Source organism: Stenotrophomonas sp. (genome assembly GCF_050737075.1).
In the GTDB taxonomy this organism is placed as follows: domain Bacteria; phylum Pseudomonadota; class Gammaproteobacteria; order Xanthomonadales; family Xanthomonadaceae; genus Stenotrophomonas.
The window spans coordinates 16800-30276 of sequence record NZ_JBOHXV010000008.1; the positions used below are offsets into that span (position 1 = coordinate 16800).

Annotated in this window: 13 protein-coding genes; 12 read left to right on the plus strand and 1 reads right to left on the minus strand. The window is 63.4% G+C overall.

Translation table 11 applies throughout. From position 1 onward, the window contains the following. Nucleotides 1-3: 3 nt before the first annotated feature. The gene (rpmH, locus tag ACREPD_RS03080; RefSeq protein ID WP_006404565.1) at nt 4-144 is read right to left on the minus strand and encodes a 50S ribosomal protein L34; all 141 of its coding nucleotides are present in this window, start codon (nt 142-144) and stop codon (nt 4-6) included. Nucleotides 145-396: 252 nt separating this feature from the next. Between rpmH and dnaA the strand changes: the two genes are divergently transcribed. The 12 genes from dnaA to ACREPD_RS03140 all read left to right on the plus strand — a co-directional run bounded on the left by dnaA (nt 397) and on the right by ACREPD_RS03140 (nt 13409). Continuing rightward, entirely contained in the window at nt 397-1731 is a 1335-nt protein-coding gene (dnaA, locus tag ACREPD_RS03085; RefSeq protein ID WP_431597924.1) for a chromosomal replication initiator protein DnaA, read from the plus strand. 17 nt (nt 1732-1748) lie between these two features. Beyond that, a complete protein-coding gene (locus ACREPD_RS03090) occupies nt 1749-2000 on the plus strand; it encodes a hypothetical protein (RefSeq protein ID WP_431597925.1) in 252 nt (83 codons plus the stop codon). Nucleotides 2001-2021: 21 nt separating this feature from the next. Further along, entirely contained in the window at nt 2022-3122 is a 1101-nt protein-coding gene (gene dnaN, locus ACREPD_RS03095) for a DNA polymerase III subunit beta (protein WP_431597926.1), read from the plus strand. Nucleotides 3123-4069: 947 nt separating this feature from the next. Next, entirely contained in the window at nt 4070-5167 is a 1098-nt protein-coding gene (gene recF / locus ACREPD_RS03100) for a DNA replication/repair protein RecF (protein WP_431597927.1), read from the plus strand. A gap of 110 nt (nt 5168-5277) precedes the next feature. Further along, entirely contained in the window at nt 5278-7737 is a 2460-nt protein-coding gene (gene gyrB, locus ACREPD_RS03105; RefSeq protein WP_431597928.1) for a DNA topoisomerase (ATP-hydrolyzing) subunit B, read from the plus strand. Between the two features lie 73 nt (nt 7738-7810). Next, the gene (locus tag ACREPD_RS03110) at nt 7811-8650 is read left to right on the plus strand and encodes a CPBP family intramembrane glutamic endopeptidase (protein ID WP_431597929.1); all 840 of its coding nucleotides are present in this window, start codon (nt 7811-7813) and stop codon (nt 8648-8650) included. A 70-nt stretch (nt 8651-8720) separates the two neighbouring features. Then, nucleotides 8721-9527, plus strand: coding sequence for a M48 family metallopeptidase (locus ACREPD_RS03115; protein WP_431597930.1), 807 nt, complete (start codon nt 8721-8723; stop codon nt 9525-9527). A gap of 132 nt (nt 9528-9659) precedes the next feature. After that, nucleotides 9660-10847, plus strand: a complete 1188-nt coding sequence (locus ACREPD_RS03120) for a tetratricopeptide repeat protein (RefSeq protein WP_431597931.1) — start codon at nt 9660-9662, stop codon at nt 10845-10847. Nucleotides 10848-10992: 145 nt separating this feature from the next. Further along, entirely contained in the window at nt 10993-11661 is a 669-nt protein-coding gene (locus ACREPD_RS03125) for an energy transducer TonB (protein WP_431597978.1), read from the plus strand. A gap of 86 nt (nt 11662-11747) precedes the next feature. Next, nucleotides 11748-12509: a TonB-system energizer ExbB gene (gene exbB, locus ACREPD_RS03130; protein WP_431597932.1), complete on the plus strand. Its 762-nt coding sequence runs from the start codon at nt 11748-11750 to the stop codon at nt 12507-12509. A 57-nt stretch (nt 12510-12566) separates the two neighbouring features. Continuing rightward, nucleotides 12567-12992 carry an ExbD/TolR family protein gene (locus ACREPD_RS03135; RefSeq protein ID WP_392923058.1) on the plus strand — a complete coding sequence of 142 codons (426 nt, stop codon included), beginning with the start codon at nt 12567-12569 and terminating at the stop codon, nt 12990-12992. Between the two features lie 3 nt (nt 12993-12995). Next, nucleotides 12996-13409: an ExbD/TolR family protein gene (locus ACREPD_RS03140; protein ID WP_431597933.1), complete on the plus strand. Its 414-nt coding sequence runs from the start codon at nt 12996-12998 to the stop codon at nt 13407-13409. Nucleotides 13410-13477: the final 68 nt, after the last annotated feature.

The following is a 13477-nucleotide window of genomic DNA, read 5'->3' on the forward strand; positions in this document are numbered from 1 at the left end:
CAATCAAGCGCTCAGGACTTTACGGCCCTTGGCGCGGCGACGCGACAGGATCTTGCGGCCGTCAGCGGTCTTCATACGGGCACGGAAGCCATGGTCGCGCTTACGCTTGAGGTTGCTGGGTTGGAAAGTGCGCTTGGTGGCCATGCGGGCCTCTATATGAAGGGGACGGAAAGAACCGGAAATTCTATAGACCTACCCCGGGTCGCGTCAAGCCTATGTCACTACGGGATTTCACCGGCCTGTGCAATAGCTGTGGATCATTTTGTGAATAACTTTGGGACAACCATTCCCGGACCCCCGCGTCGGTGGTAGTCTGCGCCATCCATTCTTTCCCCTTCCGGCCTTCGGTGCGGCGGTTTCCCACGCCTGTACGCTGGCCCCAGACGATTATTGCCGATGGATGCCTGGTCCCGTTGTCTCGAACGCCTTGAAGCGGAGTTCCCGCCCGAGGATGTTCACACCTGGTTGAAGCCGCTGCAGGCTGATCTGCGCGCGGACTGCCTGGTGCTTTATGCGCCAAACGCCTTCATCGTCGACCAGGTGCGCGAGCTGTACCTGCCGCGCATCAAGGAACTGTGGGCGCATTTCGCCGGTTTCGGCGACGTATTTCTTGAAATCGGCTCGCGCCCGCGGGCCGTGGAGGCGCAGATTGCGCCGAATTCGGCTCCGTTTGCGCCGACCGCCGTGGCCGAGCCGCTGGTGCCGTTCGCCGGCAACCTGGATTCGCACTACACCTTTGCCAACTTCGTGGAAGGCCGCAGCAACCAGCTGGGTCTGGCCGCGGCGTTCCAGGCGGCCCAGAAGCCGGGCGACCGTTCGCACAACCCGCTGCTGCTGTACGGCGGCACCGGCCTGGGCAAGACCCATCTGATGTTCGCGGCCGGCAATGCCATGCGCCAGGCCAATCCGGCCGCCAAGGTGCTCTACCTGCGCTCGGAACAGTTCTTCAGCGCCATGATCCGTGCGTTGCAGGAAAAAAGCATGGATCAGTTCAAGCGCCAGTTCCAGCAGGTGGACGCGCTGCTGATCGATGACATCCAGTTCTTCGCCGGCAAGGACCGAACCCAGGAAGAGTTCTTCCACACGTTCAATGCCCTGTTCGACGGCAAGCAGCAGATCATCCTCACCTGCGACCGCTACCCGCGCGAAGTCGAAGGGCTGGAAGCACGGCTCAAGTCGCGGTTGGCCTGGGGCCTGTCGGTGGCCATCGAGCCGCCGGACTTCGAGACCCGCGCCGCGATCGTGCTGGCCAAGGCGCGCGAGCGCGGTGCCGAGATTCCCGACGATGTGGCGTTTCTGATTGCCAAGAAGATGCGCTCCAACGTCCGCGACCTCGAGGGTGCGCTGAATACGTTGACCGCCCGCGCCAACTTCACCGGCCGCGCGATCACCACCGAGTTCGCCCAGGAGACCCTTCGCGACCTGCTGCGTGCCCAGCAGCAGGCGATCAGCATTCCCAACATCCAGAAAACCGTTGCCGACTACTACGGGCTGCAGATGAAAGATCTGCTGTCCAAGCGCCGGACCCGCTCGTTGGCCCGTCCGCGCCAGGTCGCCATGGCGCTGACCAAGGAACTGACCGAGCACAGCCTGCCCGAGATCGGCGACGCCTTCGCCGGTCGCGACCACACCACGGTGCTGCATGCGTGCCGGCAGATCCGGACGCTGATGGAGACCGACGGCAAGTTGCGGGAAGACTGGGACAAGTTGATCCGGAAGTTGAGTGAGTGAGGTTGAGCGAATGATGCATGCACGCCGCAGAGGCGTCATCGCATAAAACGGTGCAAAATCCGGGTACAAGCGAGGGAGATGCTGTGGATAAAAACGACGTCGGAGTGACGACGAAAATTATCCACAGGCTTCCCCACCCCTTGGGGGGTAGTAGTGCAGAGGGTTTCAAGGCGAAAATTGCCTTTATTTACAAATACTTAGATGTGTTTTCCCGCAATTCTGGCTCGACCATCACCACCAAGCTTTTGATTTATTCCACATCTTTTTAAAGCATAGGGGCACGGAACCACATGCGTTTCACACTGCAGCGCGAAGCCTTTCTCAAGCCGTTGGCACAAGTCGTCAACGTGGTCGAACGCCGCCAGACCCTGCCGGTTCTGGCTAATTTCCTGGTTCAGGTCCAGAACGGCCAGCTTTCGCTGACCGGTACCGACCTGGAAGTGGAAATGGTGTCGCGGATCGCGGTGGAAGATGCCCAAGACGGCGAAACCACCATCCCGGCCCGAAAGCTGTTCGAGATCATCCGTGCCCTGCCCGACGGCAGCCGGATCACCGTCTCGCAGGCCGGTGACAAGATCACCGTGCAGGCCGGCCGTAGCCGTTTCACCCTGGCAACCCTGCCGGCCAACGACTTCCCGTCGGTAGACGAAGTTGAAGCGACCGAGCGCGTAGCCATTGGCGAAGCGACCCTGAAGGAACTGATCGAGCGCACCGCGTTCGCCATGGCCCAGCAGGACGTGCGCTACTACCTCAACGGCCTGCTGTTCGATCTGCGCGGCGATGCCCTGCGTACCGTTGCCACCGACGGCCACCGTCTGGCGCTGTGCGAGACCGAGCTGGAGAAGACCAGCGGCGCCAAGCGCCAGATCATCGTGCCGCGCAAGGGCGTGACCGAGCTGCAGCGTCTGCTGGAAAGCGGTGATCGCGAGATCGAGCTGGAAGTCGGCCGCAGCCACGTTCGCGTCAAGCGCGACGATGTGACCTTCACCTCCAAGCTGATCGATGGCCGTTTCCCGGATTACGAGGCTGTGATTCCGATCGGCGCCGACCGCGAAGTGAAGGTCGACCGTGAGGCGCTGCGTGCCTCGCTCCAACGTGCCGCGATCCTGTCCAACGAGAAGTACCGCGGTATCCGCGTGGAAGTCTCGCCGGGCAACCTGAAGATCAGCGCGCACAACCCGGAGCAGGAAGAGGCCCAGGAAGAGATCGAAGCGGACACCACCGTCAGCGATCTGGCCATCGGCTTCAACGTGAACTACCTGCTGGATGCGCTGTCTGCGCTGCGCGATGAGCACGTGGTGATCCAGCTGCGTGATTCGAACTCCTCGGCCCTGGTTCGTGAAGCCAGCAGCGAGAAGTCGCGTCATGTGGTCATGCCGCTGCGCCTCTGACCTGGTCTGGTTCCACGTGGAACGTGATTGAGAAAACCCGGCCTGAGTGCCGGGTTTTTTTATGGTTCCACGTGGAGCATCGGCGGTGTCGGCGCCGTAGAGCCACGCCATGCGTGGCTGCTCTTCGCTCTTGCATTCTGCACACCTGACGATCGGCTTCGGCAGGTCTAAACGTCGGACGGATTGCGGATCACCGATGTGATCCCGATCCTGGACGGTTGTGCCGCGCTACGCGCGGTGTCCAGCCTTGGGCAGGACCTACGACCTGCTACGTGCCCATCTGGATTTGGATACATCAACAGCCTGAAACCAGGCCGCCGTTGGTTTCTGGTTTTGGCTCCTGGTCTGGCTCTGAATCGCAGCTCTAAGCTTTTAAAAACTGTATATAAATCTAAAGCTAGGTGGTGGTGGTAGAGCCAGATTTGGTTGAAAAGTACCTTAAGTTGTTGAAAGTATTGGTTTATATGGCATCGAAACCCCGTGTAAAAAGGCCCCTGAGCCTGGGGTTCAACCTGTGGATATCTTTCAAGGGGGTCTCGGGCTGTCTTTTTATCCACAGACTGCACATAGGTTGTGCATAAGTCATACATGGCCCCTGTGGACAGCGAAAGAGCAGGCCGTCTTTTTCTTTGAAATCTGCAGAGGCCCAGCCGGGGCACGGTTTCAGAATTCAAAGAATCAGGGGCACGTGGGCTGTCGACGAAAGATGCCCGACTGGAGCAAACGTCGAAATTTCTCGAGATCTGCAGCGCTGCAGCCCTGCGCTGCGCTCAGATTTGAAGGAATTCACGCCGGTTGCGAAGGCTCCTTTTCCACGTGGAACTGTTCTGCGGTATCCCACTGCCGGTACCACCGACACGGCACTGGGCCGCGAGACTGCCGGCGATGCAGTAAGCTGATCGACTGACTCCCACGTCCCCCGCCTTAGTTGGCGTCGATCGATCTGAATGCACATCCGCCGCCTGTCCCTTCACCAGATTCGCCGCTTTGACCACGTGGAACTGGCTCCACAACCGGGAATCAACCTGATTACCGGGGATAACGGGGCCGGGAAGACCAGCGTGCTGGAGGCGCTGCACGTGATGGCCTATGGCCGCAGCTTCCGTGGGCGGGTGCGCGACGGCCTGGTGCGCCACGGGACCGATGCCCTTGAGGTCTTTGTGGAGTGGGACGAACAGCGCGCAGGCGCCGACGCCTCCACGCGGCGCAAGGCGGGGCTGCGTCACAGCGGCCAGGACTGGAAGGGGCGGCTGGACGGCGAAGATGTCGCCCAGCTGGGTAATCTCTGTGCCGCGTTGGCCGTAGTGACCTTCGAACCAGGCAGCCATGCGCTGGTCAGCGGCGGTGGCGAACCGCGCCGTCGGTTCCTGGATTGGGGGTTGTTCCACGTGGAACCTGACTTCCTGGGACTGTGGCGGCGCTACTCCCGCGCCCTGAAGCAGCGCAATGCGCTGCTCAAGCAGGGCGGGCACCCACACGCCCTGGATGCGTGGGATCACGAGCTTGCCGAGGCCGGCGAGCCGTTGAACAGCCGCCGCCAGCACTATCTCGAGCGCCTCCAGGACAGGACCGTGGCCCTGGCGCAGGAACTGGCGCCCACACTGGGCATCCAGTCGCTTACGTTGAGTCCCGGCTGGCGCAAACAGGAGCTATCGCTCGCCGATGCCCTTCTGCTGGCGCGGGACCGCGACCGCCTGGCTGGATATACCTCCGTAGGGCCACACCGGGCAGACTGGAGTGTGGGCTTCGCCGCGATTCCGGGGCGCGATGCACTCTCGCGTGGGCAGGCCAAGCTCACCGCCCTCGCCTGCCTGCTCGCCCAAGCCGAGGACTACGCCGAACAGCGCGGCGAATGGCCGGTGATCGCCCTGGACGACATCGCCTCCGAGCTGGACCGCAGCCACCAACGCCGTGTTCTGGACCGCCTGCGCAACGGGCCGGCCCAGATATTCATCACCGCAACGGAGACCCCGGCGGCACTGATCGACCGCACCGACATCACCCGGTTCCACGTGGAACATGGCCAGGTCCAGCTTGTGCCATAGTGCCGCAGGGCCCGACGCGCCCGGCTGGTATAATTGCTGTTGCAACCCCTTATCCATCGGTGCCCCGCCCTACGGCGGCGGCCCGAACTGCGGAGCCTATGGCAAGCGCAATGACTGAAGAACAGAACACCCCGGCAACGAGCGGCAACTACGACGCCAACAGCATCACCGCCCTGGAAGGCCTGGAGGCGGTCCGCAAGCGTCCTGGCATGTACATCGGTGATGTCCATGACGGCACCGGTCTGCACCACATGGTGTTCGAGGTTGTCGACAACTCCATCGACGAGGCCCTGGCCGGCCACGCCGACCACGTCGCGGTCACGATCCATGCCGATGGCTCGGTGTCGGTGTCCGACAACGGCCGCGGTATTCCGACCGGCAAGCACGGGCAGATGAGCCAGAAGCTCGGCCGCGACGTGTCTGCCGCAGAAGTCGTGATGACGGTCCTGCACGCCGGTGGCAAGTTCGACGACAACAGCTACAAGGTTTCCGGCGGCCTGCACGGCGTCGGCGTCAGCGTGGTCAACGCGCTGTCGCAGAAGCTGACGCTGGATATCTTCCAGAGCGGCTTCCACTTCCATCAGGAATACGCCGATGGCGCGGCCGTCAGCCCGCTCAATCAGGTCGAAGCCAGCACCAAGCGCGGTACCACCCTGCGCTTCTGGCCGTCGGTGACGGCATTCCACGACAACGTCGAATTCCACTACGACATCCTGGCCCGCCGCCTGCGTGAGCTCTCGTTCCTCAACTCCGGCGTCAAGATCGTCCTCAGCGACGAACGTGGCGATGGCCGTCGCGATGACTTCCACTACGAAGGCGGCATCCGCAGCTTCGTGGAGCATCTGGCGCAGCTGAAGACCCCGCTGCACCCGAACGTCATCTCGGTCACCGGTGAATCCAACGGCATCACCGTGGATGTGGCGCTGCAGTGGACCGATTCCTACCAGGAAACGATGTACTGCTTCACCAACAACATTCCGCAGAAGGACGGCGGTACCCACCTCGCCGGTTTCCGCGGCGCGCTGACCCGTGTGCTCAACAACTACATCGAGCAGAACGGCATCGCCAAGCAGGCCAAGATCAACCTGACCGGCGATGACATGCGCGAAGGCATGATCGCCGTGTTGTCGGTGAAGGTGCCGGACCCGAGCTTCTCCAGCCAGACCAAGGAAAAGCTGGTCAGCTCCGACGTGCGCCCGGCCGTGGAAAGCGCCTTCGGCCAGCGCCTGGAAGAGTTCCTGCAGGAAAACCCGAACGAAGCCAAGGCCATCGCCGGCAAGATCGTCGACGCCGCGCGTGCGCGCGAAGCGGCGCGCAAGGCCCGCGACCTGACCCGCCGCAAGGGTGCGCTGGATATCGCCGGCCTGCCCGGCAAGCTGGCCGACTGCCAGGAAAAGGATCCGGCGCTGTCCGAGCTGTTCATCGTCGAGGGTGACTCGGCAGGTGGCTCGGCCAAGCAGGGCCGCAACCGCAAGAACCAGGCCGTGCTGCCGCTGCGCGGCAAGATCCTCAACGTGGAACGCGCCCGCTTCGACCGCATGCTCGCCTCGGACCAGGTCGGTACGCTGATCACTGCACTGGGTACCGGCATCGGCCGCGACGAATACAACCCGGACAAGCTGCGCTACCACCGCATCATCATCATGACCGACGCCGACGTCGACGGCGCGCATATCCGCACGCTGCTGTTGACGTTCTTCTACCGGCAGATGCCGGAGCTGATCGAGCGCGGCCATATCTACATCGGCCTGCCGCCGCTGTACAAGATCAAGCAGGGCAAGCAGGAGCTGTACCTCAAGGACGACCCCGCGCTGGACGCCTACCTGGCCAGCAACGCGGTGGAAAACGCCTCGCTGATTCCGGCCGACAATGAGCCGGCCATCGAAGGCGTTGCACTGGAGAAGCTGCTGCTCGCCTACGCGTCGGCGCAGGAATCGATCGGCCGCAACACCCATCGCTACGATCGCCAGCTGCTCGAAGCACTGGTCGATTTCACCCCGATGGACCTGGAACACCTGCGCAAGGCGGGTGCCGATGAAGGCCTGGCCGCACTGGCGACCCGCCTCAACCGGGGCAGCCTGGGCTCGCCGCGTTTCAGCCTGGAACTGCAGGAACCCACCGAACAGCGTCCGGCAGCATTGCTGGTGACCCGCCGCCACATGGGCGAAGAGCTGATCCAGGTACTGCCGTTGTCGGCGTTCGAAACCGGCGAACTGCGTGCCCTGCACCAGTCCTCGCTGCTGCTGCATGGCCTGGTTCGCGACGGTGCCAAGATCGTGCGTGGTGCGAAGTCGGGTGAGATCTCCAGCTTCTCCGACGCGCGCAACTGGCTGCTGGACGAAGCCAAGAAGGGGCGCCAGATCCAGCGCTTCAAGGGCCTGGGTGAAATGAATCCCGAGCAGCTCTGGGACACCACCGTGAACCCCGATACGCGCCGCCTGCTGCAGGTGCGGATCGAAGACGCGGTGGCTGCCGACCAGATCTTCAGCACCCTGATGGGCGATGTGGTCGAACCGCGCCGCGACTTCATCGAAGACAACGCGCTGCGGGTCGCCAACCTGGATATCTGACACAATCGGCACAGGGCCGGCCGGTTGCGACCTGCAACCGGCCCGGCCGCCGCCTCTTGCTGCCAGGAACCCGATGTCCGTTATTGCCCCGGCGTCCGCCACGCCTCCGCTGCCGCCTGCCCTGCCGCAGCCTCCTCCGCGAAAGCCCGGCTCCCCGCTCGCGGGTTTCCTGATCGATTTCGGCCTTGCCGCCCTCGCCCTGCTGGCCCTGAGCATGCTCGGTGGCCTGTTCTGGGGTCTGTACCGCGCGGTCGTCGTGGCACGTCAAGGGGGCGTCAGCCTCGACGAAGGCCTGGTCCAGCAGGTGGGCCAACCCGGTGCTCTTGCGCAGATCCTGATGGCCTTGTTCGCCACCGGCGGCGCCGCACTGCTGTTGTACTTCCTGCGCCGGCGTGCCGATGGCGCGGAGCGCAGCGCTTCGCTGCAGGCCGCGCGTCGGCCCTCCACCTGGGGCTGGACCCTGCTCGTCGCCGCCGGCGTGGTGATCGGCAGCAACCTGATCGCGTGGCTGGCCAAGCAGGCCGGCGTTGAACCGGTGCCCACCAACCTGGCATTGATGGAGCAGGCCCAGGCGCGTTTCCCCTGGTTCCTGGCGCTGTTCGCGGTCGTACTGGCACCGGCCTACGAAGAACTGCTGTTCCGCCGCGTACTCTTCGGCCGCCTGTGGCAGGCCGGCCGCCCCTGGCTGGGCATGCTGCTCAGCAGCCTGGCCTTCGCCCTGGTCCATGAAGTGCCCGGCACCAGTGCCAACGGCCCGTGGGAAATTGCCCAGCTGTGGCTGGTCTACGGCGGCATGGGCGCCGCATTCGCCTGGCTCTACCAACGCACCGGCACCCTGTGGGCGCCGATTGTCGCGCATGGCCTGAACAATGCCATCGCGCTGGGCGCGCTGATGTTCCTGGGCATGCACTGACCCCGCCGGCTTGACGAAACCTTACAACCCACCCCGCCACACTGCAGACATGAACACGGGAGTCCCCGCCTTGAAACCCTTACTGCTCGGGCTTGCCATCACACTGCTGGTCAGCGCCTGCGCCACCACCACCTCGCCCACCGGGCGCCGGCAGATGGTGGGCGGCGTATCGCAGGCCGAACTGGATCAATTGGGCGCGCAGGCCTTCGCGGAGACCAAGCAGAAAGAAAAAGTCAGCACCGATGGCCGCCAGAACGGCTATGTGCAGTGCGTGGTCAATGCGCTGGTCGCGCAGCTGCCGCCACAGTACCGTGGCGTACGGTGGGAGACCGCCGTGTTCGTCGACCCCGAGCCGAATGCCTTCGCCCTGCCCGGCGGCAAGGTCGGCGTAAACACCGGCATCTTCACCGTGGCAAAGAACCAGGACCAGCTCGCCGCCGTGATCGGGCATGAGATCGGCCACGTCATTTCGCGCCACCACGAGGAACGCCTGACCCGCCAGATGGGCACGCAGACCGGCCTGGCCGTACTCGGCGTGCTGGCCGGCGCAGCCTACGGCGAGGGCGCGGCCAGCACGGTCAACCAGCTCGGCGGTGCCGGCGCCCAGGCGGCGTTCCTGCTGCCAGGCTCGCGCACCCAGGAAAGCGAGGCCGACGTGGTCGGGCAGCGGCTGATGGCCGAGGCGGGCTTCGATCCGGCCCAGGCCGTCAATCTCTGGCAGAACATGATGGCCGCCAGTGGTGGTCGTTCGCCGCAATGGCTGTCCACCCATCCGGATCCTGCCAACCGGATCCGCGAACTTCAGCGCGATGCCCCGGCCCTGAGCGGCGTGTTCCAGCAGGCCCAGGCGGCCGGGCGGCGTCCGAAGTGCGGGTAATGCGACTAAAGGATGCTGTATTGCAGCATCGGAAACGATTTCTCACGCCATCAGTTTCTGATACGTTTGGCGGCTCAGATTTTTCTGACAGTCCGTATTGATGCCGCCGCGGCGGTTTGATCGAGGTGAACGATGATTTTCAGCAACCACAAGCAAGCCGTGCTTTCCCTCCTGATCGCGACCGCCCTCGGTGGCGTGGTGGTCACTGATGCCGTGGCCCAGAGCCGCAGCGAACGTGGCGGTGCCAAGCAGGCCAAGGCCGAGGTGATGTTCCCGGACGCCACCCGCGCCGAACCGAACATCAAGGCATCGCCGAAGCTGGGCAAGCAGCTGCAGAAACTGATCGACAGCTACAACGATCAGAAGTTCCCCGAAACCCGCGCACTGGCCGATGAAATCCTCGCCAACAGCGCCGCCAACGCGTACGACAAGTCGCTGGCCGCGCAGCTGGCTGCGCAGGCGGCCTACGGCACGGACGACAATGCGGCGGCCAAGAAGTACCTGCAGCAGGTGCTGGAGCTGGGTGGCCTGGACAACAACGGCCACTACCAGTCGATGCTGATGCTGGGCCAGCTGCAGATCCAGGACGACGAGACGGCCGCCGGTCTGGCCACGCTGGACAAGTATTTCGCCGAAACCAAGTCGGCCAAGCCGGAGCAGCTGATCATCAAGGGCCAGGCCCTGTATCAGCAGGAGCGCTACCAGGAAGCCATCCCGGTGCTGAAGCAGGCCATCGCCGCTGCCGGCGCCGACGCCAAGGACAACTGGCGCCAGCTGCTCATGGCCGCCATGTCCGAAGCCGGCCAGACCGGTGAAGCCGTCGCGGAAGCCGAGGCCATTGCCAAGCGCAACCCGGAAGACAAAAAGGCCCAGATGAACCTGGCCAGTATGTACATGCAGGCGGACCAGATGGACAAGGCCGCTGCGGTGATGGACACCCTGTACAAGGGGGGCAAGTTGACCGACGAGCGCGAGTACAAGCAGCTCTACTCGATCTACGCCAACACCGAGAACAAGGAAAAGGAAGTCATCAACGTCATCAACGACGGGCTGCAGAAGGGCATCCTGAAGCCGGACTACCAGGTCTACCTGGCCCTGGCCCAGGCGTACTACTACTCCGACCCGCAGCAGGCGGACAAGGCGATCGAAGCGTGGCAGAAGGCTGCCCCGCTTTCCAAGGACGGTGAAACCTACTTGAATCTGGCACGCGTTTTGCATGCCGAAGGTCGCATTCCGGAGGCCAAGGAGGCCGCGCGCCAGGCGAAGGCCAAGGGCGTGAAGAACCCCAAGGATGCTGAGAAAATCATCAACCTGAAGTAAGTAGGAATAACGCCTGAACGCCTGCGACATTCATGCGCAGGCGCTCAGGATTGGTATAAGCTTGGAGGTTCCTGCGGTGTCATGCACCGCTGATCATGGGCTACCTGTCCCCGGGTACCCGGCCCCACTAATGAGCTCTTGGCGCATGACGGAACAACTAGTCGTTCACAGGTACGAACAACGCGATGACACCGGCCTCAGCTGGCCGCGCATCGTGGGTATCGCCTTTGTAATCGCATTGCATCTCGCCGCCCTGATGCTGCTTCTGATCCCCGCCGTGGCCCCCAAGGCCGCTACGGAGAAGGAACGCAACATCATGGTGACCCTGGTCGACGCTCCGCCGCCGCCCCCACCGCCGCCGCCGCCGCCGCCGCCGACTGAAACGCCGCCGCCGCCGGTCAAGAACCTGTCGCCGCCGAAGCCCTCGCCGGTGCCACCGCCGCCGCAGGCACCGGTGGTTGACGTACCGGAACCGCGTGCAAACGACATCGTTACGCCGCCGTCTCCGCCGAGTCCGCCGCAGCCGCCGAGTTCCATCGAGGCCAGCGTCGATATCTCGTCGAAGAACATGAACCCCCCGCGTTACCCGCCGGCCGCATTCCGCGCAGGTATCCAGGGTGAAGTCATCCTGATCATTGATGTCGATGCCAATGGCAACGTCACCAATGTGTCGGTCGAAAAGTCCAGCCGTAACCGTGACCTCGACCGCGCCGCGATGGAAGCAGCTCGCAAGTGGAGCTTCCGTTCTGCGGAGTCGGGCGGGAAGAAGGTCGCAGGTCGCGTTCGCGTCCCGGTCAACTTTGCGCTGAACTGACAGTGGTGGGTGGCCCGCCGGCCACCGCCCTGCCGGTTATTTACTAGCAACACCATTCATCACCACACACAACAAAGGTAAGCGTCATGCTGCAGGAACTCTTCATCGCCGCTGCTGCCGGGGGCAACTCTGGGAACGCCCTCTCGCAGATGGGCTTCGAACACCTTCTCCACGAAATGACCACCAAGCCGGGTGATTTCGCGGTCTCCTGGGTCGTGCTGCTGACCCTGGTCATCATGTCGGCCATGTCCTGGTACTGGACCGTCATCAACATCTTCCGTGCTACCCGCCTGAAGAGCGCTGCCGACAAGGTTGTGAGCCTGTTCTGGGATACCCCGAACGCGCAGGACGCCATCCGTGCGATGGAAGAACAGCCGGCTTCCGAGCCGTTCTCGAAGATCGCTCTGGACGCTGCCCAGGCAGCTGCCCACCACCAGCGTGCCGAAGGCGGCTCGACCGGTGGCCTGGGTGAAAACCTGAGCCGTTCGGAGTTCGTCGACCGCGCCCTGCGTCAGGCCGTGACCCGCGAAAGCAACAACCTGCAGTCGGGCATGACCCTGCTGGCCACCGTCGGCGCAACCGCTCCGTTCGTGGGTCTGCTCGGTACCGTGTGGGGCATCTACGGCGCGCTGATCAAGATCGGTGCCACCGGTTCCGCCTCGATCGACGCCGTTGCCGGCCCGGTGGGTGAAGCCCTGATCATGACCGCCATCGGTCTGTTCGTGGCAATCCCGGCCGTGTTCGCCTTCAACTTCTTCAGCAAGATCAACAGCGCCACGATCAGCAAGTTCGATACGTTCGCTCACGACCTGCACGACTTCTTCGCCACCGGTTCGCGCGTCCGCTAATTGCGACGCGCTGTACCCAGCGAGAACGTAGTCAACACGATCTAGACGGAGCCCGTTATGGCTTTCAGTAGTGGTAACAGCGGCGGCCCCATGGCCGACATCAACGTTACGCCCCTCGTGGACGTGATGCTGGTGCTGCTGATCATCTTCATCATCACGGCGCCCCTGATGTCCCACAAGGTCAAGGTCGACCTGCCCGAGGCCAACCTGGTGCAGAAGCCGGAAGATGCGGCTGATCGCAAGGGCCCCATCACCCTGGCGGTGAAGGAAGACGGCTCGATTTACTGGAACGACGAAGAGATCGACAAGCAGACTCTCGAGTCGCGCCTGGCGACCGCCGCCCAGCAGACCCCCCAGCCCCCGCTCAATCTGCGTGGTGACCGCACCACCAAGATGCGTGTCATCAACGAGATGACCAAGATTGCGCAGGAGCAGGGCATGCTCGACGTTGGCTTCGTTGCCACCAAAGAGAAGGGGCAATAAGCCATGGCATTCAGTAGTGGTGGTGGCAAAGGCCCCATGGCCGACATCAACGTCACGCCCCTCGTGGACGTGATGCTGGTGCTGTTGATCATCTTCATCGTTACCGCGCCGATCATGACGTACCCGATCGCCGTGGACCTGCCGCAGCGCGTGCTCAACCCACCGCCGCAGCTGGTCGAGCCGCCGCCGCCGATTGAGCTGCGGATCGACGCCAGCAACCAGGTGACCTGGAACAACAGCCCGATCGCTACGGGCGAACTCCAGCAGCGCATGGAGCAGGAAGTGCAGCGTGACCCGACCAACCAGCCGGAACTGCGCATTGATGCCAGCCCGGACTCCGAGTACGACGTGATGGCCAAGGTTCTGGCCGCCGCGAAGAACGCGCAGATGAAGAAGATCGGGTTCCAGCAGCAGTAATACGCAAGACCCAAGTCATGACGCGACTGGAAAGCGCCCCTGGAAACAGGGGCGCTTTTTTTGTTGCA